Origin of the sequence: Flavobacterium cellulosilyticum, from assembly GCF_004349355.1 — a bacterium.
In the GTDB taxonomy this organism is placed as follows: Bacteria; Bacteroidota; Bacteroidia; order Flavobacteriales; family Flavobacteriaceae; genus Flavobacterium; species Flavobacterium cellulosilyticum.
This window is the reverse complement of the sequence record NZ_SMFK01000001.1, coordinates 691,987-712,909: the sequence shown is the minus strand read 5'-3', so window position 1 is coordinate 712,909 and position 20,923 is coordinate 691,987. Positions and strand designations below refer to the sequence as shown.

Here is a 20,923-nt window from a genome sequence, read left to right as displayed (position 1 = left end):
ATTAATAGTTACAAAAAAACAAAAAAATCACTCTATAAAAAATTTTTAGTAGGCTGTTTTATCTTTTTATAAAATATATCAAAGTGAAAATTGTGAGTATTCTTGGTTATGATAGTTTGGCTTTGTCTCAGGCGAAATCAATACTTGAAAATAGATTTTAAATAAAAAATTAGACGACTTCATAAGGTAAATTTTCACTTTTAAAAATCAGGAATTAAGTCTTTAATAATTGTCCCATCATTTTAAGTGAAACGAAGTGCAGAAACTTAGTATAAAATAATGATATTGAGAAAAAAACGAAATATTTTCTAGTGTGAATCCAACACCCAGACTAACATTAACTACCTAACTGAATTGGGTTTTCCATTTCACAACCGTAAAAACTATAACTATTTCCAATAATTGTGTAACACTTAACTCTAATAATTGAATCATTTTTACATTAAAGAAATTTGTTATGAAAAAATCGATTGTACTACTTGGAATTATATTTGCATTTACATTTTTTTCCTGTAAAAAAGTTGAAGATACCAATACTGAAAAAACAGCTGTTATTGTTAAAAAAGCACCAGTTCGAAAAGAACCAAAGTCTGTTTCCTATACTCTAGAAAGCACTAAAAAATGGTTGCAAAAAAATGAAAGTCCTTCTAATCTAGAAATTGTAATTGCTATAAATAGAACTGATAATGAGAATTTTGCTAAAATAGATTCTATTATTATTCCAAAGGATATGACTGGTGACCTTGCCTTTTATTTACCTTTTCCTCTTCAAGTTTCCTATTTAGAGAATATTGATAAAATAATTTTCTTTTCCTACCCTTCTCAAACTTTTGCTGCATATGAAAACGGGGTTTTAACCTATACTGGCCCAACAAATATGGGTAAAGCAAAGGCAAAAACCCCTACAGGACTGTTTTTTACAAATTGGAAAGCAGAAGAAACAATCAGCACAGTTGATGATGAATGGAAATTGCTTTGGAATTTTAATATAGAAAACAAAGAAGGTATTGGTTTTCATCAATACAGTTTGCCGGGTTATCCTGCCTCCCATTCGTGTCTAAGGTTGCAAGAAAAAGATGCCAAATATTTATATGAATGGGCGGATCAATGGGTTTTGGCAGATGAAGAAAACGTAAAATTTAAAGGTACTCCCGTGGTAGTTTTTGGAAGTTATAATTTTGATGCACCAAAACCATGGTTGCAACTTATCAAAGATCCCAAAGCCTTAACAATTTCTGAAAATGAAATTGAAAATATCACCAAACCTTTTATAGCAACTATTTTAACGGAACAAGGAAAAAGAACGAAATCTTAAAGAGTTACCATTTTCAAATGCTGTATATTTAAACTACTTTTGGGTTCTTTATTTTTTAATGATGAAACAGATTAGCATTTTAGGTTGCGGTTGGTTGGGCTTGCCTTTGGCGAAAGCTATGTTAGAAAATGGATTTTCAGTAAATGGTTCTACTACTTCGAGTGAAAAGCTTTCAGTATTGAAAAACTCAGGAATTCAACCTTTTTTAATTACCCTTTCTGAAAACAAAGTCGATGGTGATCCATACAAATTTCTCGAAAATTCCAAGATTCTGATTATTGACATTCCGCCAAAACTTCGCAGTTTAGAGCAAGGTTCTTCCTCTCCACTTAGGAGGACATTCGTTGAGAAAATCAAAAATATAATTCCTTATATAGAAAAATCAACTGTTGAAAAGGTACTTTTTATCAGTTCGACTTCGGTTTATGGAGGCAGTGATTCTATGGTGACGGAAGAAACTATACCCTTACCAAATACAGAAAGCGGCAGGCAATTATTGCAATCGGAGCAATTATTGCAAACCAATCAGAATTTTAAAACTACTGTTTTGCGTTTCGGCGGATTGATTGGAGAAGATCGACATCCAGTCCGTTTTCTAGCAGGAAAAAAGAATCTTGACAATCCTATGGCACCAATCAATCTAATTCATCAAAATGATTGTAGTGGTGTAATTCTAGCCATTCTACAACAAAATTGTTGGGGGAAAACCTTAAACGCAGTTACTCCTTATCATCCGAGTCGAAAGGATTATTATACTCAAAAAGCCATAGAAAAAAACCTTGATTTACCTGAATTTAAAAACGAGTTCAATTCCGTTGGAAAAACAATTTTGAATGGCAAAATAATATCTGTTTTAAAGTATACTTTTACCGAACCAAATTTATAAAGTGAAAGCTAAAATAAAAAGTGCGGTTTCGACCAAAATAAACGCTATAGGCCTGCCCATAATAGCCCTTTGTTGGGTAAGCTTCTTTTGGGGAACCACTTGGCTCGCTTCAAAAGAAGGAGTAAAACACATGCCCGCTTTACAATTGGCAGGTATTAGACAATTAATCGCCGGATCACTTTACGTTGCTTACTTTATTTATAAAAAAGCACCTTGGCCGAAAGGCAGACAATGGAAAACAATTTTTATACTAAGTATACTCAATTTTGCTTTAAGCAACGGGCTCAGCACTTGGGGAGTTAAGTACATAAGCAGTGGCTTAGGAGCTATTTTAGCTGCTTTATTTCCGTTATGGATTGTTATCATTACTTTGTTTAGAGGAGAAAAAATAGCGCGATTGGCTGTATTTGGATTAGCAATTAGTTTTGGAGGAATTTGTATTATTTTTTATGAACATTTGAGTGATTTTTTTATTCCTGACTTTAGATTTGGAATTGGTATTTCAATTATCGCTACAATTACTTGGGCTTTTGGAACTTTATATACCAAGAAAAAAGCGGCTAGTTTTAATCCCTATTTCAGTCTAGGATTGCAAATGTTTCTTTCTAGCATAATTATATTGGCAGTTACAGGTGCCACTGGAACAGGAGTAAATATTACTGCAATTCCTGCCATTTCTTGGTGGGCAATTGGGTATTTAGTGATCGTTGGGTCAGTGTTAACTTTTATTGCTTTTATTTATGCTTTACAAAATCTACCTCCCGAAATATCAAGTGTTTATGCTTATATCAATCCAATTGTTGCAGTGTTGTTTGGCGCTTTAATTTTTGGAGAATCTTTAACTTTTGCGATTGCACTTGGCGGTGCCATCACTTTAAGTGGCTTGTATTTAGTAAATTATGCGATTAGAAAAGCAAGATTATAAAATTTAAAATTACCAACTATTTTTGACCATTTTATCTAATCTAAAAAACTGCTAACCAATATTTTTGAGTGCAGTTAGAATCTCTTAAAGATAATCTTATAATTATTTTAATTCAAACTCGCTTTGAACATTCGTAGCTCTTCCCAAGAGAATTTATCGCCATATTGCTCTTTTAGTGGCGAAACGGATTCTTCTTTGTAACCATAAAATGCTTCGGTTAATTCCTGGATTTTATCCTCAGGCAGCACCTCTTCAATTTTAATTGCTTTGGCAATAATCAATTTGGTTAAATGACCTAATATGGTTTCTTCGGTGAATTTTCGAATGGCAGCAATTTCCTTGATCGTGTTTTTCTCGATCCACAATTCATAAGTTTCTTGAATCGTAGACTTCTTGGGTTCTTTTATCGTTTTTTTCTTTTTGGTATAGCGTTCTGCATCCGCTTCATCATCAATCAAAGTGATATTCATTTCCTTGAATTGCGCCTGAATAGTTTCAGTTTTATGAGCGATATATTTTTTTATTAGGTTTGATGTTAATTTTTCTTTGGATATAGGTTCACCTGCCACAACGGTTTCAATTAATAACTTGGCTTTCATTAATCGCAAAACGGCTTTGGTTTGTAGTTCTTCTAAAACCATCAATTCGTCATAAAAAGATTTGGCTTTTTTGAGTCGTTTTACTTCTTCAATTTTCCAAAGAATTTCAAAAACCAAGTCATCCAATGGTTTGATGAAGTAATTATAGGCTGCCTGAAAACGCTCGGAAACATGAATTAAATCAACTGTTTCTGCAACAAATATTTTATTTAATTGAATTATGAATTTTTGGGATGGACCCAATATCGTATCGATGGCTTCCAATTGTTTTGCTGCCCAAGTGGCTTGTTTTGATTTAGTCGAACTCTCGGAATTATCAGCATAACTGAATTTGTGATTGCGCCATTCCTGAGCCAATTCGGCCCAATCAAAGCTATTTGTCAAATAGTTATGGATAAAATTCTTAGTTTCAAAATGCAAAGAATTTTTCAATAATTCTTCGGAGGCTTTATTGAGCGAATAATCCATCACATCTTGATCGTTCGAAATACCATTCATTCGTATCGGAGAAAGCAAAATTAAGCCGTTTAAGGAACGTAAACGCGATAATGCCACATATGCCTGTCCTGGCAGAAAAACTTGCGAAACATCGAGTGCTGCTTTGTCAAACGTTAACCCCTGGCTTTTATGAACCGTAATTGCCCAAGCGAGTTTAATTGGGTAATGTACAAAAGTTCCTAAAACCTCCTCCTCTATTTCCTTGGTGGTTTCATCTACTTTGTAGCGAATATTTTGCCATTCGTATTTTTCGACTTCAATGGTTTTGTTTTCATCAGGAAAATGAACGAGAATTTCTTTACTGGAAAGCGATTTAACGATTCCCATTTTTCCGTTGAAATAATTCTTTTCAAACGACAAATCGTTTTTAACAAACATGACCTGGGCTCCTAATTTTAGTTTTAGCTGCTCTTCAACCGGAAATATTTTATCTGGAAAATCGCCTACGATTTCTGGTTTATAAATCACAAGATTTCCTTCCAAATCATTTAGAGCTTGTGCATTCATAGAATCAGCCTTGTTGTTGTGAGTCGTAAGTGTGATGTAACCTTTATTGGCTTTTAAATCGAAATCTGGTTTTACATATTGATTTAAAAATTGAATGTCTGCAGCAGATATTTGGTTGTTGCGAAGATTATTTAAAATGGAAATAAAAGTATCGTCGGTTTGCCGAAAAATTTTAGACAATTCAATATACAAAGGTGGATTTTGTTGCACTACATGCGAATGAAAAAAGAATTTACCATTATAATATGTTTTTAATGTTCTCCATTCCTCATCCCGAATAACGGGTGGCAATTGCAATAAATCTCCAATAAATAAAACTTGGACACCACCAAAAGGACTACTTTTTTTTCGTACTGTTTGCATCATATAATCCATTGCGTCCAATAAATCAGCACGTAACATACTGACTTCGTCAATGATTAATAATTCCATATTTCGAATAACCGATTTCTTCAAACCACTCATTCTAAAGTGCCTACGCAATGTAGCTTTGGTTTCAAATTTAGTGTTTTCGGAAAATTGTGGTGCTGAATTATCCGGAATAAACCCGCCAAAAGGCAGCTGAAACATAGAATGAATCGTAACGCCACCAGCATTCAAAGCCGCAATTCCAGTAGGTGCAACTACAACCGTATTCTTGTGAGTCGTTTGTATTATTTCACGCAAAAGTGTTGTTTTACCTGTACCTGCTTTCCCAGTTAGGAAAACGGAGCGTTGTGTTTGATTGATGAATTGCAAAGTATATTTTGCCGCTTCGGAAATGGATTGCATTTGGCGTGTAATTTAATGGCTTAAAAATAGATCTTATAATTTGATCTAACAAAAAATGTCACGCAATAGCGTGACATTCTATATATTATCTAAGCTGAAATTATTTTTTAACCTCTTCTTTTTTAACTTCTTCTTTTGGGGCTGCAGCTTTGTACTTGTCGTTTAATAATTTAACGATCTCTTTTGTGATGTCGAATTTATCTTCAGCGTATAAAATAGTAGCGGGCTCGCCAGAACCATATATGTAGGCATATCCTTTTTCTTTTCCGTAATTTTTTATGAATTTTTTTACATTAAGAACTAAACTATCCATTTCTGCGCCACCTTCTTGTTGCAATTGTTGAGAAAGTGCTTGTTGAGCATACTCTAATTGTTGTTGTCTTTTTTGCAATTCAGCTCCTTTTTGTTGCGCCCATGCTTGCCCATTTGCTTGTGCTTGTGTTTGAAAACTACTTGCATCTTGTTTAAAACGATTTACTTCAGCTTCTAGTTGTCTCCCTTTTTCTTCTGCTTTCGATTTGTATTTTGCTTGAATGTCTACTGACTCAGTATATTCTTTCATTAAAACAGCAGTGTCAACATAAGCTGTTTTTACTTCTTTAACTTCAGCAGTTTTGTTACATGAAACAATGGAAACCGAAAATGCGATAATTAATAATGCTTTTTTACTCATATTTTTAAAATTGTTTTTTTGGTAATCGTGAATCGTTGATTTCATTTTAAGATTTTTCTTTTTTAAGTATTGTTCACAAAAATATAAAAAAATAAGTAGCAACTTAATAAAGTTTTAAAATTGCTACTTTATTTATCATATCAATTTTTATTATTGAATTTAGGAAATCGATAATGTAAAGCTATAAAATTTGACTTCACCAGTTTAAATTTAAGCTCTTTTCTTGAAAAAGCCAAAACAAACTACTATTTAGAGTAAAATCGCGGCTTAAATGCTTTTAAAATTGATTTTAGGTATTTTTGATGATGTAAATATGGGAAGAATACTCAAAATTTTGTTTAGCTTTCCTATTTGATTGTAAACCAATAAAAAAAGCATTGATAAAATTCATTTTCCCAGATTTGTATTTTTCTGAAAGTAAACTCACATAAAAGGAATCAAATTTCATGGGTAAGACTTTTTCCAATTTCATTGCTTCTTTTTCGAAAAGTAATTTTATAGCTGTTTTCGAAAAATGCCAAAAATGAATCGGAACATCATAAGCCGCCCAAAATTTTCCATAATGAGTTGCATCGAAAGATTTGAAATTAGGAACGGCAATAATTAAAGTCCCACTTGGTTTTAATAATCGTTTCAGTTCTTTAATTTGAGCATCCAGATCGGGAACATGTTCTAGAACGTGCCACATTGAAATTACATCAAAGGAATTATTTTCTAATTCAGATGTTTGTTCTACAAAAGAAACTCCTTTGTTTTTTGCAATCGCTTTTGCTTTTTCGCTTGGCTCTACTCCTACTATTTGCCAGCCATCCTTTTTCGCAACAGATAAAAAATCTCCAGTTCCAGCTCCAATATCTAATAGTCTCCCTTTATTGGTTTGAAGCGAGTTTATTAAATTTAATTTATTTTTTAAAGCTATGTTTTTTATAAAATGATACAACTTTTCAAACAAAGAGCGTTTATTGTCAGTATGTGAAATATAATCATCGCTTTCGTAATACTTATCCAAATTTTCCAAACTAGGTTGTGGAGAAGTAATCAACATGTCTAAGGATTCATCCTGATACAATTCGAAAGTTTCTTTAGAAACAGAATAATCTTTTACAGTAAGAAAATGTTTTTTATTTGAAATGTCCATTATAAAATAGATGCTTTTTTTAATATTCTTAATAATAACAAGGTTTGGCAAAGTAGTTTCACGTGGAACATAAATGATATAAGATTGTCGATTAACGATTTTTGATTTCAGATTTAAATCAAAAATCGTTAATCGACAGTCTACAATCTAAAATCTTATCTTCCCATATAAATCAATAGAACGGAAACATCACTAGGTGAAACTCCGCTGATTCTTGATGCTTGTGAGATTGTTACGGGACGTATTTTACTTAATTTTTGTTTTGCTTCTATCGACATCGACTTGATTTTGTGATAATCAAAATTCTCTGGAATTTTCACATCCTCTAAACGAGTCAATTTATTAGCATTGTTTCTTTCTTTTTCTATATAGCCAGAATACTTAACTTGTATTTCTGCCTGTTCCAATATTTCTTGATCTAAATTATTTTCGTTAACATAATTTGCAACTTTCTCGAATTTGATAATATCTACCAAATCGATTTGTGGACGAGAAAATACTTTAAACATTTTATCTCCTTGCGTAATTAAAGCTGTCCCTTTTGATTCCAAAATAGGATTTGCTTCAGCTATTGAAACACTTGTTTCCTTGAAAAAAGTTACCATTTTTTCGGATTCATTCAATTTATGTTCCATGCGACGCAATCTTTTTTCAGATGCTAAACCAATTTCAAAAGACATAGGTGTCAATCTAAAATCTGCATTGTCTTGACGCAACAAGGTTCGAAATTCAGCACGAGATGTAAACATACGATAAGGCTCTTCAGTTCCTTTGGTAATTAAATCATCAATTAAAACTCCAATATAAGCTTCGTCTCTTTTTAGAATAAGTGGCGCTTTTTCCTGAACTTTTAAAGCCGCATTTATACCTGCCATTAATCCTTGCGAAGCTGCCTCTTCATATCCTGTAGTTCCATTAATCTGTCCAGCGAAATACAAGCCTTCGATTAATTTGGTTTCTAAAGTATGTTTTAATTGCGTTGGTGGAAAATAATCATATTCAATTGCATATCCAGGACGAAAGAATTTCACTTTTTCAAAACCAACAACAGAACGCAAAGCTTTGAATTGAATATCTTCTGGTAACGAAGTAGAAAAACCGTTGACATATACTTCACATGTTTTCCAACCTTCCGGCTCTACAAATAGTTGATGTCTTTCTTTATCTGCAAAACGATTTATTTTATCTTCAATAGACGGGCAATATCTCGGTCCTATAGATTGTATTCTTCCGTTGAACATTGGCGAACGATCAAAACCTTCTCTTAAAATATCATGCACATCAAGAGAAGTATACGTCATATGACAAGATCTTTGATGCGCTAAAGGTTTTGTAACATCTGAATAAGAAAACTTATCAGGGTTAGCATCTCCTTTTTCTTCATTCATTTTAGAATAATCCAAAGAACGACCATCTACTCTTGGAGGTGTTCCCGTTTTCATTCTACCCGATTCAAAACCTGCATTCACTAAATCTTCAGTTATGCCATATGCAGCACTTTCTCCTGCTCTTCCCCCACCGAATTGTTTTTCGCCAATATGAATCAATCCATTTAAGAAAGTTCCGTTAGTCAAAACAACCGATTTTGATTTTATTTCTACTCCCAAGGAAGTTCTGATTCCAATAACTTTTCCGTTTTCGATAATCAATCCTTTGACCATTTCTTGGTAAAAATCAAGATTTGGCGTTCCCTCTAACATCAACCTCCATTCTTCCGAAAAACGCATTCGATCACTTTGTACTCTTGGCGACCACATGGCAGGACCTTTTGACTTGTTCAACATCTTGAATTGAATGGCAGTGTTGTCAGAAACAATCCCGGAATACCCGCCTAAGGCATCAATTTCGCGAACAATTTGTCCTTTGGCAATTCCACCCATAGCAGGATTACAAGACATTTGCGCAATGTTTTGCAAACTCATTGTTACCAATAAGGTTGTTGAACCTAAATTGGCGGCAGCCGCTGCAGCTTCACAACCAGCGTGACCTGCACCAACTACTATTACATCATATTCTACTAGAAACATTTTATTTATGATTTTAGATTATAGATTATTACTAATACCTCAATCTTGGTTTTATACAATTGTTCCACGTGAAACACTTAATGATTAAATAATCTAGATTGCAGATTTTAGATTACTCAAAAAAAGTTCAATGTGAAACATAATTCATATCTGCTTTTATAAATGTACGTTCAAATTACTCATTACTCAAGGAATATTTATTAAGCTAATGTTCCACTTGAAACAAGCAAATAAAGAATCTTGATGTCGAAAAATTGATCTGAAATTTATATTCTGCAATCTATAATATCTTATTGTTCCACGTGAAACAAAGCTAATTTCTCATCTTCTTTAGAACGCATTAATAATTCGTCCGCTTCAGTTTTATCTTTATAGCCACAATAGTGCAATACTCCATGGACCAAAACGCGCTTTAATTCATCGTTAAATGTGACGTTGAAATCTACTGCATTTTCAGCAACTCTTTCAATAGATATAAATACGTCACCATTTAATTCGTTGCCAACACAATAATCAAAACTGATTATATCCGTTAAGGTATCATGCCCTAAATGCTCCACATTCATTCTATGCAAATAATCGTCATCGCAAAAAATATAATTAATCTCTCCTTCATTCTTGTTTTCTGATGTAATTACACTCGAAATCCAAGTTGCAATTGCTTCTTCTTGTTCTAATATAAACTCAGTTTCGTAATTAAAATTTATCATTTGTTTTTAAAATAGTATTGAACCTTTTGATTAAAATTGGAATGCAAAGGTAATGATTGTCTGTTTAATAATTCAATGCTGTTTAAATAATCCCTTAGAGCAGTTGGCAACACATTCGATTGATTATTAAACTCGTTTTTATTTGTCTGCGATTGTCGCTTACTTTCTTGCCCTTGTTGCTGAATAGCCGTATTCAATTTTAATAATTCTTGTTTAATGTTAAGGATTCTTTGAAGAGTTTCGTTTTTAAAACCTTTATTCAAAAGTTGTTTTTCTAACTCCTTCATTTGATAAATTGCACTTTGACCACTTCCTCCAATTCCTTGCTTATTTAATTCATTTTGTAAAGATTCACGAAGTTGTTGTTGTTCTTTGTAGATTTCCATTATATCTTTAGCATTGCCTTCTCCATCTTCTCCATTTTCTCCACTTTCCCCTTTACTTCCACTAGAGTTTGGTTTTTTACCCAACTCCCCATCTTTGTCTTCGCCGGGTTTATTCCCTTTCTCCATTCCTTTTTTCATTTTTTCACCCAAACCCTCCTGTTTCTTAATGATGTCTGATAATTGCATTCCCTCACCTTGTCCAGGCTTAGGTTTACCAGATCCCATACTTGATAAAGACATTTGCATATTATTGAGAATATCCGCCAATAGATTCCCCATTTTATTAGCTGATGAAATAACATATTGTTGGTGAGATATACCTTTCGTTAACTGTGCATCAACAAAAGTTTCCGTTGATTTATCTAAATTATACTGTGCGTTACCTATTTCTTTGGTAATATCTTCTCCAATTTTTGGATTACGCAACGACATAGCAAACAAGCTATCGTCTATATGTTTGAATTGCAATTTTAAATCTTGTTGCGATTTTAAGTTTTTATTGAAAGATGGAGAACCAACTTTGATACTTTTAAATTTAGCCATAAGGTCTTCTTGAGAAAATGAAAAAGCTAAAAGATTGTCTAAAACTTGACGCAACATTGCTACATCTTCTTCTAATTGTTCCTTTGAATCTTGTTCCATACTTTGTTCCATTTTTTGGGACATTTGTTTCATTTTCTTCGCAGCACTTTTCTGTTTTGGTTTAGCCGCTACTTTATTATCTTTTTGCAATTCATCTGTTGCTTTCTTTAAGTCATCATCAATACTTTTTTCTTGTTCCTTATCTGCGCCAATGTCCAGTGGTTTTTTAAGTTCCTTATTTTCTTTATCCAAATCTTTTAATTCATCTTGGATTTTATCAAATGCAGCATTAATATCTTCCTGTCTATCGAGTTTATTATCTTGCTCTTTATTTGGTAATAGATCTTGTTTCTCTGAAAGCTTGTTTATTTTATCTTTGATTTGTTCCCCTTTTTTCTGAATATAATATTTTTTAGTAAGCTCTACTAATTGTTCTAAACTTTTAGTTTGGTTTTTGGCTGTTTGTTTAAACTGGTCCATTTTCTCCATCAAGTCTTCTTGCTTTATTTTATCGCTGAGTTCTTTAAGTTCCTCTAATAACTTTTTATTTTTCTCTAAATCCTTGTCTACGTTTTCTAATCTTTTTTGTAATTCTTGTTTGAACTCATCTTTATTAGCCGTCTTTGTTTTGTCAAGATTATCTTTCATTTTCTCAGCAAAGTCTTTCATCATTTTATCCTGTTGATGCTGCTTTTTTATAAAATCATTTATTTTTTGTTGATCATTGAATTCTAAATTATCTTTCTCTTTTCCGATCTTCTGAATTTTTTCTAAATCAGATATTTGTTTATCTTGATTTTTTAATGACTTTTCTAGACTATTTATGTTATTGTTTTGCTGTTGCAAATCTTGGTCTACCTTCTCGGAATCTGTATTTATCCGATTTGAAAAAACAGCGGATTTAGAACTTTTAAAATTATGAATCGCATCATTATCAAAAACTTCAAAATAATATTCATAGGTTACACCTTGTTCGACAGCTAAATTCGATGGAAATGCAAAAACAAATTGATCGTAGCTTTCTCGTTCAATTGAAATAGTTCCACGTTTACTGATTTCTGGCTTGTTAATAGGATAATAAACAACTTGAAGTTTACTTAGTCCATAATCGTCTGATATTTGACCTAAAACATAATTTTTAGCCACCTTTACACTGTCTGGAGTACTGCTTACAGTAATGGTAGGAAACTGATCTTTGATTACAACCAATTGAAAATTCAGTTTTTCATAGTTTTTAACACTACTATTCGAAGTGAGAATTTGATAATCTGTATTTTGATTAATTGTTTTAGAAAACGAAAAAGTGTTTTCTTTATTAGTAAAATAGAAATTAGAATTTATAGTTTTCCATATAATACTTTGAGTAGAAATAGTTTTAATTTTCCAAAAGACAGTTGTTCCTTCAGGAATTATTGCATTTCCATTTCCTTTAATGATTTCTGTTTTTTTATTAAGGTAAAAAGGAAAATGCAAGTACATTTCAAAATTAGCAATTGATGGAACTGCAATAACAGAAAGTTCATAATCAGAAGAAGAAATTGAATTGGCCTCCACGTGGAACAAAATGTTGGTTGAAGGTTTTTCTATTGTAAAATGAAATTCGTCTAATTTGATCTTCTCCATAAAATAACTTTCGTTATCAATAAATAATTTAACGTTTTCTGGAATTATTTTGCCTTCCGTTTTTATTTTAATAATAAAATTTTGATTTTGCTTTGTTTGTAATTGCTTATTAAGCATTACAAATTGAAATGGTGCCGGTGGTGAAAATTTTTCTTTGAAATGCACTACCCTATTCAAGCTTTGAGAAAGAATAGTATTGTTTCCCGAAATATAAAAAACAGCAAAAACAAAAATTGGAAGTAATGCAAATGGCAAATACTTTTTATTTGAATTAAAATTTATTGCATTCCCAAAAGGAATGGGTTGCAATGAATTTGCCTTTTGTTCAATAGAAGCCAACAACAATTCCGATTGATTATTATCATTAGACAATTGTAGAAAATTAGTTAGTTTGTCACTGACTTCTGGGAAATGGTTTCCAATAATCTTGGCAGCATAATTATATTCAATTCCTTTTTTAAGCTGGAATAATTGAAATAAAGGAAACAAAATAAATCTAAGAAACAGAAAAATTTCTACTCCAATGAAAAACCAAAACAAAATCGTTCTTCCTTTTGGCTTAAGCCAAAGGAAATATTCCACAAAAAGCGTAAACAAGAAATACATCAATCCTAATCCGATAAAAAAAATAATTCCACGGATGAGTTCATTGGTGTAAAACTTCTTAATGAAAAGTTCCAGCTTAAGATAAATAGAATTAGATTTTTCCACTGTTCATAACTTGTTATTATAACCGATAAAAGTAATAAATTTAGGCATTAGGCATAAGCCAAAAGTATATTAAAATATTTTAATCTGCTTTTAGAAATGACTAATGACTTTTGCCTTATCACTAAAATTGTATCTTTGCAACAAAATCTATAAAAATGTCGAAGCAAGTTCGGGTGCGTTTTGCACCAAGTCCAACTGGACCATTACATATTGGCGGAGTTCGTACTGCCCTATTCAATTATTTGTTTGCCAAAAAAAACAATGGTATTTTCTTTCTTCGAATTGAAGACACTGATCAAAATCGTTTTGTTCCTGGTGCCGAAGAATATATTATGGAAGCCTTAGAATGGCTTGGTATTGCACCAGATGAAACTATTGGAAAAAATGAAAAATTTGGTCCTTATAAACAATCCGAAAGAAAACACTTATACAAGCAATATGCCGATGAATTAATCAATTCTGGAAATGCCTATTATGCTTTTGATACTGCCGAAGCATTAGATTCACACAGAAAACAACATGAGGAACAAGGAAAAACATTTATATACAATTGGCACAATCGTGAAAAATTAGATACTTCTTTGGTTATTTCTTTAGAGGAAACAGCTATAAGAATTGCTAGTGGCGAAGATTATGTTATTCGTTTTAAAACACCTGTGAACGAAACCTTGAATTTACAAGACATCATTCGTGGAGAAGTGAAATTTGAAACTAATTTGCTTGATGATAAAGTACTTTTCAAAAGTGATGGAATGCCAACTTACCATTTAGCAAATATTGTAGATGATCATTTAATGGAAACTTCACATGTAATTCGTGGTGAAGAATGGTTGCCGTCAATGCCTTTACACGTTTTATTATACCGAGCATTTGGTTGGGAAGCACCTGAATTTGCACATTTACCTTTAATTATGAAGCCTGTTGGAAATGGAAAATTATCCAAACGAGATGGTGATAAAATGGGATTTCCAGTATTTCCTTTAGATTGGAAAACGGCTGAAGGTATTTCATCAGGTTACAGAGAAAAAGGTTTTTTACCAGAAGCAGTTGTTAACTTTCTAGCACTATTGGGATGGAATGACGGAACTGAAAAAGAACTGTTTTCTTTAGAAGAATTAGAAAACAAATTTGATTTAAATAGAGTACATAAAGCAGGAGCTAAATTTGACCCAGAAAAAAACAAATGGTTCAACCATCAATATTTAGTAAAACAAAATGATGAAGATTTGGCAAAAGTCTTCGCTCCTATCGTATCAGAAAAAGAAGTTAGTGTATCAGAAAATAATTTAATCAGGATTGTGGGTCTAATTAAAGAACGAGCAAATTTCGTTTCCGAATTTTGGGATTTGAGTGATTTCTTTTTTGTTGCTCCAACTTCTTATGATGAGAAAGCAAAGAAAAACTGGAAAGCAGAAACACCAGCTTTGATGCAAGAATTGATTTCTGTTCTTAGCGAAATAACCGATTTCTCTTCAATGAATATCGAAACCATAGTAAAAGATTGGATGACGAAAAATGAAATTGGGATGGGAAAAGTAATGCAACCGTTCCGATTGAGTTTAGTTGGCGCTCTTAAAGGTCCTCACCTATTTGATATCGTGGAACTCATTGGAAAAGAACAAACGATTAAAAGAATCGAGAAAGCAATTGATACTTTATAAAACTTAAAAGTCCCGAGTGTATCGGGACTTTTTTTATAAATAAATAATTAAATTGCCATTTAGTATCCCAGGATTTCCTTTAAAATTAACATCTACGTTTTTGTTATTTAAATTACTAAGCATATTATTAATACCATATTGATAAGAAATACTAAGTCGAAGGTGACGGCCACCTGCAGTAATTCCAACAGCAGGATACAAATTAAATGGAGAAATATCCACAATATCTTTGGCTAATAATGTAGTTCCAGAAATGGTATTGTTTGCACTACCTGAATCTACATTTAGCTTACCGTTGATTTGAACAACGGGTCCAAATTCAATACTCAAATGATTTTCAACAATTTTAAAACTCAACATTAAAGATATTTGTGCGGAGGGCAATTTATAATTAGTGTCTTCAGTAATAAAGCCACTTTTTGTGTTCACTGTAAAATTATTTTCGCTAAACTGCATTGCATAAACCATATCCCAATTATCATAAAAATTTCCTCTCATAGAAAGACCTGCATTCCACCCTTTTCCGGGTTTAGTTTGGAAATTTGATGTGTTTAAAGAAAACTGATTAAGCCCAAATGAAATACCAATTCTGTTAGCATCTCTGTACTTATATTGGCCAAACATCGTCATAGATAATAGTAGAAGCAAAAAAGTAAAATATCTTGTTTTCATAAAATTAATTTAAACAGAGACAAACCTAAAGATTTTTTGTAATTTAACAGAACTTTTTAAACTAAATTAAAAATCTTATGGACATTACATTGATTATTTTTATTGTATTTGGATTATTTATTTTACTGTCTTCTTTTTTTACGGTAAAACAGCAAACTTCAGTCGTTATTGAACGATTCGGAAAATTTTTAAGCATTAGACAATCAGGACTACAACTAAAAATCCCCTTGATAGATAGAGTTGCTGGTAGAGTGAATTTAAAAATTCAACAATTAGACGTTATTATAGAGACCAAAACTAAAGATAATGTATTTGTGAAACTTAAAGTTTCAGTACAGTTTATGGTAGTAAAAGAAACAGTTTATGATGCATTTTACAAACTGGAATATCCACACGACCAAATTACATCCTACGTCTTTGATGTTGTGCGTGCCGAGGTTCCCAAACTAAAATTGGATGATGTTTTTGAACGCAAAGATGATATTGCCGTAGCTGTAAAAAGAGAATTAAATGAAGCAATGACTACTTACGGTTATACCATTATCAATACATTGGTAACCGATATTGATCCTGACATTCAAGTAAAAAATGCCATGAACAGAATCAATGCTGCCGATAGAGAAAAAACTGTAGCAGAATTTGAAGCAGAAGCATCCAGAATTAGAATCGTGGCAAAAGCGAAAGCAGAAGCAGAAAGCAAACGCTTACAAGGTCAAGGTATTGCCGATCAGAGACGCGAAATTGCTAGAGGATTAGTAGAAAGTGTTGATGTTTTAAATAAAGTGGGAATCAATTCGCAAGAGGCTTCTGCACTGATTGTAGTAACACAGCACTACGATACGTTACAGGCCATTGGAGCGGATGCCAACTCTAATTTAATATTATTGCCTAATTCTCCTCAAGCCGGTAGTGAGATGTTGAATAACATGGTAGCCTCCTTCTCTGCTTCCAACCAAGTAGGAGAAATGATGAAAAAAGGGAATAGAAAAAAGCTAAAATCTACTGCTTATGAAAATCTAAAAACAACTGAGAAGCCAGAAGAACCTGAAACAGAGGTTTAATTTATATTACTTTCATAAAAAAAGAGGCTTACTTGCCTCTTTTTTTATCAATTATCCATTTTATAACAAAAGGTATAATTATACTTAATACAGTGTTATTTGTGTTTGATATGCCTGAATAAATGCTTTTAAATGTATTAAAAATATTTTTAGTAAGCCCACTAGGTGTAAAATGTTCTTTGATTTTCTGAAATCCTAATATAATTTTTTGATGATTAATTTCTTTTTCAAGATTTAAAATTTCAAGATCTGCCTCTATTTGTTCAAAGCTTGTGTACATAATTTTACTCATAATTAATTATTAAAAAATATTTTAGAAAATTTCTTTATAATAAATCTTTCTATCCATTTCTTTTTAAGTAAAATGAATAGTAAGCCAAGAATGAAATACCCTCCACCTACAACACTAAATCCAGTAATATAACTTTCAAAATATTCACTTAAAGCAAAAGCCAAAGCAACTGAGCTGAAGAAAACAACCATCAAAACGAAAGCCAAAATCAATGAATACTTAAAAAGGACTATCAATAATTTCATTGAAAGTTTGAATAACTTTAACTTATAAAAACCAATGCTGTTTTTAATATAAGAATTAAATTCTTCATGGATGTGTTCTACATTATCTTTTAGTTCTTCAAAAGCCATATTTATTTTTTTAATAATCAGTTAAAAAAAACTTTTATTTTTGAAGTTTAGCATTTTTGTCTTTTAGTTCTGCTAATTTTACTTCTAAAAAAGAAATAACATCTTCCGTTTTATAACTCATGTTAGAAAGTAAATCTTCATAACTTCCTTCAAAATCTACTTTAGCTGTTGCAAATTTATTTTTTACTTCTTCAGATAGACTTTCAAATTTTTTTTTAAAATCTTTTTCAGCATCTTTATAACCCTCTTTTAATTTACTTCTGGTTTTAGATCCTTTGTCTGGAGCAAATAAAATTCCAACTCCCGCTCCTATAACGGCACCTGTAACAAGTGCAATCAATGAATTTCCTGTATTATTTGACATGTTCTTTGAATTAAATTAATAATAAAGTAAAGTTACAAAAAAAAAATTATTTTTCATTGTGATACTTTAAAAAATTGTGTTTTTAAATAGTTAAAAGTTATTTAAAGCGAATTTAAAGAAGTAATTAGTATTAAAACATAATTCATATCCAAATCTAAATAAAAGAGCCTTAAAAAAGAAATATAAAAGCTGTTTTTAATTGTTAAAAACTATTAAAAACTAAAAAACAATAAGAATTAAAAATAATAAAAAAAAGCGCTGATTAAAGCGCTTTCAATAGTTTTCATTTATTTAAAATTTGTTCAATAAATTCCCTTTCTCTTTCGGTTGTACTTTTCGAGGGATTCTCTTTTAATTTTAAAATTTCCTCTTTAAAGGAATCTACAAAATCCATATCGTAGTTTAAAGTGTATAAATTTAATAGTGCTCTAGAACGCACAAATGTAGATTCACTTCTAAGTGACATCAAATACAATTTAGTAATTTCCTCTTTCTCAAAATCAGATGAACTTAAAGATGTATATTTTAAAATAAATTGAGCAAACAACAAAGAACTTTTATTGTTATTGATATTCTTTTTTAAAGAATTCTGCAACAAACTATAATTTTCAATTCCAGCCAAAGTCTCTCCTATTGCTTTTCTAATTGCAATACGTTCATCTCTCGTAGCTACTTTAAAATATTTATTTATATCTTTTAGAGCATTATTGATACTATTAATCTCTTTTTTTCCTTTTTCTTCCCAAGCATCTTTTAGTCCAACAGTTTTGTTAAATACTAATTTTGAAGATGTTGAATCTTTATCAACATTAAAATACCCCAAACGTTGAAATTGAAATTTATCGCCTGAAACAGCAGTAGAAAGACTTGGTTCTACAAATCCTTTTGCAATTTCTAAAGAATGAGAATTCATAAAATCAAGGAAGTTTTTCTCTTTGTGACTGTCTGGCGCTTCGTCAATAAATAGTCGGTCATACAAACGAACTTCGGCTTCTACAGCGTGTTTTATAGAAACCCAATGCAGGGTTCCTGCTACTTTTCTTTTAGATGCTTCACTCCCACTTCCACTCAAAGAATCCGTGTCGTAAGTCACATGAATTTCAGTAATATTTCCTTTTGAATCTTTTACAACACTTTCTCCTTTTATGATATAGGCATTTTTTAAACGTACTTCATTACCAAATGATAATCGGAAAAACTTAGCTGGAGCAACCTCAAGAAAATCTTCTCTTTCGATGTAAAATTCTTTTGAAAAAGGAAGTTTTCTAAAGCCGGCAGATTCATCTTCTTGGTTATTTTCAGCATCCAAAAGTTCTTCTTTTCCTTCTGGATAATTGGTAATTACCACCTTAACTGGATCTAAAACTGCCATTACTCTTGGAGCAGTTTTGTTTAAATCATCACGTAAACAAAATTCTAATAGCGATACATCAATGATATTTTCTCGTTTAGCAACACCTATTATATCACAAAATTTCCGAATAGAATTGGCAGTATAACCTCTTCGCCGTAAGCCAGAAATAGTTGGCATTCTTGGATCATCCCAACCGTTTACAATTTTTTCTTGAACCAATTGCAATAATTTTCGCTTACTCATTACAGTGTAATTCAAGTTTAAACGGGCGAATTCGTATTGTTGTGGTCTAACCTTGTTATCATCATAAATTTGGTCTAAAAACCAATAATAAAGTTCTCTGTGCATCACAAACTCTAAGGTACAGATAGAATGTGAAACTTGCTCAATATAGTCACTTTCACCATGTGCAAAATCATACATTGGGTAAATACTCCAATCATTTCCAGTTCGATGATGATGACGATGTAAAACTCGATACATCATAGGATCTCGCATTAACATATTAGTCGAAGACATATCAATTTTTGCACGTAAAACATGACTTCCTTCAGGAAAATCGCCATTTTTCATACCTTCAAATAAAGTAAAATTTTCTTCAATAGAACGATTTCTATAAGGGCCATCAACACCTGGTTGCGTTGGAGTTCCTTTTTGAATTGCCATATCCTCAGAGGATTGACTATCAACATACGCTTTTCCTTTTTTTATCATGACAATTGCCCAATCGTACAACTGTTGAAAATAATCAGAAGCATAACGTTCTTCTGCCCAATTGAAACCCAACCACTGCAAATCTTCTTTGATGGCATCAACATATTCTTGTTCTTCTTTGGCTGGATTTGTATCGTCAAAACGTAAGTTTACTGGCGCATTGTACTTTAATCCCAAGCCAAAATTCAAACAAATGGATTTGGCATGACCGATGTGTAAATAGCCATTTGGTTCTGGAGGAAAGCGAAATCTTAATTTGTCTTGGGGAAAACCACTTTCTAAGCTGTCTTCTATAATTTGTTCTATAAAATGAAGTGATTTCTCTTCGGTTGCCATAATTTTGTTTAATTTTAGCAAAGATAAAAATTTAGATGATAGATAATAGACAGCTTAGATAATAGATGCTGTTTTATTTAACAAATTGCAAAGCGAATTATAAAATTATGGGAATTATAAAACTAAAAAACATCCGAACCTATTCTTACCACGGTTGTTTGATTGAAGAAGGAAAAATTGGATCTGATTATTCAGTAGATATAGAAGTAAAAACAGATTTAAGTAAATCCTCTGTTTCTGATAATCTAATAGATACTGTTGATTATGTATTGTTAAACCGTATAGTTGTACAAGAAATGGCAATTCGATCCAATTTATTAGAGCATGTTGCCCATCGAATTATAATAAGAGTTTTTGATGAAGTACCAGCAATCTCAAGGATTAAATTGGCAGTTTCAAAACTGAATCCACCTATTGGTGGTGATGTTGAAGCAGTTACTATCGAAATGAAAGAATACAGAAGTTAATATTTTACATTGCAGAATTCAAATTTTAGATTGCATATGATAAATTCATAAAAAAACCTTTTTTAACTTTAAACTTTTAAACTTTTTAGTTACTTTTGCAATCCAATAAATAATTGGCGTCGTGGCCGAGTGGCTAGGCTGGGCTCTGCAAAAGCTCCTACTCCGGTTCGAATCCGGACGATGCCTCAAAAGAGATACATTCCTGTATCTCTTTTTTTTATATCATTTTTAGAAAAAATTAGCTAAAGTTATGGTTCGAATCCGAACGATACCTCCAGAAGAGATACACAAAAATGAT

At 31.8% G+C, this 20,923-nt stretch carries 17 protein-coding genes and 1 tRNA gene; 7 read left to right on the top strand and 11 right to left on the bottom strand.

Annotated features, from left to right (window positions below):
* The first annotated feature begins 457 nt into the window (after nucleotides 1-457).
* The 3 genes from E0F76_RS02750 (at nucleotide 458) to E0F76_RS02740 (ending at nucleotide 3,126) form a co-directional block, all read left to right on the top strand.
* Nucleotides 458-1,315 (top strand): L,D-transpeptidase, encoded by an 858-nt coding sequence (locus tag E0F76_RS02750; RefSeq protein WP_132001008.1) that lies wholly within the window; start codon nucleotides 458-460, stop codon nucleotides 1,313-1,315.
* Between the two features lie 61 nt (nucleotides 1,316-1,376).
* Nucleotides 1,377-2,201, top strand: a complete 825-nt coding sequence (locus tag E0F76_RS02745) for an NAD-dependent epimerase/dehydratase family protein (protein WP_132001006.1) — start codon at nucleotides 1,377-1,379, stop codon at nucleotides 2,199-2,201.
* 1 nt (nucleotide 2,202) lies between these two features.
* Nucleotides 2,203-3,126 carry a DMT family transporter gene (locus E0F76_RS02740; RefSeq protein ID WP_246021963.1) on the top strand — a complete coding sequence of 308 codons (924 nt, stop codon included), beginning with the start codon at nucleotides 2,203-2,205 and terminating at the stop codon, nucleotides 3,124-3,126.
* Nucleotides 3,127-3,233: 107 nt separating this feature from the next.
* On the opposite strand, the gene E0F76_RS02735 is transcribed toward E0F76_RS02740, so the two are convergent.
* From E0F76_RS02735 to E0F76_RS02710, 6 genes are all read right to left on the bottom strand, one after another.
* Nucleotides 3,234-5,501 carry a helix-turn-helix domain-containing protein gene (locus E0F76_RS02735; RefSeq protein ID WP_132001004.1) on the bottom strand — a complete coding sequence of 756 codons (2,268 nt, stop codon included), beginning with the start codon at nucleotides 5,499-5,501 and terminating at the stop codon, nucleotides 3,234-3,236.
* 100 nt (nucleotides 5,502-5,601) lie between these two features.
* Nucleotides 5,602-6,219, bottom strand: coding sequence for an OmpH family outer membrane protein (locus tag E0F76_RS02730; RefSeq protein WP_246021962.1), 618 nt, complete (start codon nucleotides 6,217-6,219; stop codon nucleotides 5,602-5,604).
* A 244-nt stretch (nucleotides 6,220-6,463) separates the two neighbouring features.
* A complete protein-coding gene (locus E0F76_RS02725) occupies nucleotides 6,464-7,312 on the bottom strand; it encodes a class I SAM-dependent methyltransferase (protein ID WP_132001002.1) in 849 nt (282 codons plus the stop codon).
* A 155-nt stretch (nucleotides 7,313-7,467) separates the two neighbouring features.
* Nucleotides 7,468-9,339 carry a tRNA uridine-5-carboxymethylaminomethyl(34) synthesis enzyme MnmG gene (gene mnmG, locus E0F76_RS02720; protein WP_132001000.1) on the bottom strand — a complete coding sequence of 624 codons (1,872 nt, stop codon included), beginning with the start codon at nucleotides 9,337-9,339 and terminating at the stop codon, nucleotides 7,468-7,470.
* Nucleotides 9,340-9,629: 290 nt separating this feature from the next.
* Complete coding sequence (gene ybeY, locus E0F76_RS02715) at nucleotides 9,630-10,049, bottom strand: rRNA maturation RNase YbeY (RefSeq protein ID WP_132000998.1); 420 nt, start codon at nucleotides 10,047-10,049, stop codon at nucleotides 9,630-9,632.
* A complete protein-coding gene (locus tag E0F76_RS02710) occupies nucleotides 10,046-13,351 on the bottom strand; it encodes an ABC-2 transporter permease (protein ID WP_132000996.1) in 3,306 nt (1,101 codons plus the stop codon). The genes ybeY and E0F76_RS02710 overlap by 4 nt, the downstream gene beginning before the upstream one ends.
* A gap of 155 nt (nucleotides 13,352-13,506) precedes the next feature.
* Between E0F76_RS02710 and gltX the strand changes: the two genes are divergently transcribed.
* Nucleotides 13,507-15,012 (top strand): glutamate--tRNA ligase, encoded by a 1,506-nt coding sequence (gene gltX, locus E0F76_RS02705; RefSeq protein WP_132000994.1) that lies wholly within the window; start codon nucleotides 13,507-13,509, stop codon nucleotides 15,010-15,012.
* Between the two features lie 33 nt (nucleotides 15,013-15,045).
* Here the strand turns inward: gltX and E0F76_RS02700 are convergent, their stop codons facing one another.
* Nucleotides 15,046-15,684: an outer membrane beta-barrel protein gene (locus tag E0F76_RS02700; protein WP_132000992.1), complete on the bottom strand. Its 639-nt coding sequence runs from the start codon at nucleotides 15,682-15,684 to the stop codon at nucleotides 15,046-15,048.
* A 77-nt stretch (nucleotides 15,685-15,761) separates the two neighbouring features.
* Here E0F76_RS02700 and E0F76_RS02695 point away from each other — a divergent pair, with 77 nt between their 5' ends.
* Nucleotides 15,762-16,745: an SPFH domain-containing protein gene (locus E0F76_RS02695; RefSeq protein WP_132000990.1), complete on the top strand. Its 984-nt coding sequence runs from the start codon at nucleotides 15,762-15,764 to the stop codon at nucleotides 16,743-16,745.
* A 28-nt stretch (nucleotides 16,746-16,773) separates the two neighbouring features.
* Here E0F76_RS02695 and E0F76_RS02690 read toward each other — a convergent pair whose 3' ends face one another.
* The 4 genes from E0F76_RS02690 to E0F76_RS02675 form a co-directional block, all read right to left on the bottom strand.
* A complete protein-coding gene (locus E0F76_RS02690; protein WP_132000988.1) occupies nucleotides 16,774-17,037 on the bottom strand; it encodes a DUF6327 family protein in 264 nt (87 codons plus the stop codon).
* 2 nt (nucleotides 17,038-17,039) lie between these two features.
* Complete coding sequence (locus E0F76_RS02685; RefSeq protein ID WP_132000986.1) at nucleotides 17,040-17,390, bottom strand: competence protein; 351 nt, start codon at nucleotides 17,388-17,390, stop codon at nucleotides 17,040-17,042.
* A gap of 34 nt (nucleotides 17,391-17,424) precedes the next feature.
* Entirely contained in the window at nucleotides 17,425-17,754 is a 330-nt protein-coding gene (locus E0F76_RS02680) for a YtxH domain-containing protein (RefSeq protein ID WP_132000984.1), read from the bottom strand.
* 283 nt (nucleotides 17,755-18,037) lie between these two features.
* Nucleotides 18,038-20,158: a glutamine--tRNA ligase/YqeY domain fusion protein gene (locus E0F76_RS02675; RefSeq protein WP_132000982.1), complete on the bottom strand. Its 2,121-nt coding sequence runs from the start codon at nucleotides 20,156-20,158 to the stop codon at nucleotides 18,038-18,040.
* Nucleotides 20,159-20,265: 107 nt separating this feature from the next.
* Between E0F76_RS02675 and folB the strand changes: the two genes are divergently transcribed.
* Nucleotides 20,266-20,625 (top strand): dihydroneopterin aldolase, encoded by a 360-nt coding sequence (folB, locus tag E0F76_RS02670; protein ID WP_132000980.1) that lies wholly within the window; start codon nucleotides 20,266-20,268, stop codon nucleotides 20,623-20,625.
* A gap of 115 nt (nucleotides 20,626-20,740) precedes the next feature.
* A tRNA-Cys gene (locus tag E0F76_RS02665) sits at nucleotides 20,741-20,811 on the top strand.
* The last annotated feature ends 112 nt before the right edge of the window (nucleotides 20,812-20,923 follow it).

Coding starts and splice junctions, on each gene's coding strand:
- mnmG (WP_132001000.1), bottom strand. CDS start 9,339: ATGTTTCTAGTAGAATATGATGTAATAGTAGTTGGTGCAGGTCACGCT.
- E0F76_RS02685 (WP_132000986.1), bottom strand. CDS start 17,390: ATGGCTTTTGAAGAACTAAAAGATAATGTAGAACACATCCATGAAGAA.
- E0F76_RS02745 (WP_132001006.1), top strand. CDS start 1,377: ATGAAACAGATTAGCATTTTAGGTTGCGGTTGGTTGGGCTTGCCTTTG.
- E0F76_RS02675 (WP_132000982.1), bottom strand. CDS start 20,158: ATGGCAACCGAAGAGAAATCACTTCATTTTATAGAACAAATTATAGAA.
- E0F76_RS02700 (WP_132000992.1), bottom strand. CDS start 15,684: ATGAAAACAAGATATTTTACTTTTTTGCTTCTACTATTATCTATGACG.
- E0F76_RS02725 (WP_132001002.1), bottom strand. CDS start 7,312: ATGGACATTTCAAATAAAAAACATTTTCTTACTGTAAAAGATTATTCT.
- E0F76_RS02680 (WP_132000984.1), bottom strand. CDS start 17,754: ATGTCAAATAATACAGGAAATTCATTGATTGCACTTGTTACAGGTGCC.
- E0F76_RS02730 (WP_246021962.1), bottom strand. CDS start 6,219: ATGAAATCAACGATTCACGATTACCAAAAAAACAATTTTAAAAATATG.
- E0F76_RS02695 (WP_132000990.1), top strand. CDS start 15,762: ATGGACATTACATTGATTATTTTTATTGTATTTGGATTATTTATTTTA.
- E0F76_RS02690 (WP_132000988.1), bottom strand. CDS start 17,037: ATGAGTAAAATTATGTACACAAGCTTTGAACAAATAGAGGCAGATCTT.
- E0F76_RS02735 (WP_132001004.1), bottom strand. CDS start 5,501: ATGCAATCCATTTCCGAAGCGGCAAAATATACTTTGCAATTCATCAAT.
- ybeY (WP_132000998.1), bottom strand. CDS start 10,049: ATGATAAATTTTAATTACGAAACTGAGTTTATATTAGAACAAGAAGAA.
- gltX (WP_132000994.1), top strand. CDS start 13,507: ATGTCGAAGCAAGTTCGGGTGCGTTTTGCACCAAGTCCAACTGGACCA.
- E0F76_RS02750 (WP_132001008.1), top strand. CDS start 458: ATGAAAAAATCGATTGTACTACTTGGAATTATATTTGCATTTACATTT.
- folB (WP_132000980.1), top strand. CDS start 20,266: ATGGGAATTATAAAACTAAAAAACATCCGAACCTATTCTTACCACGGT.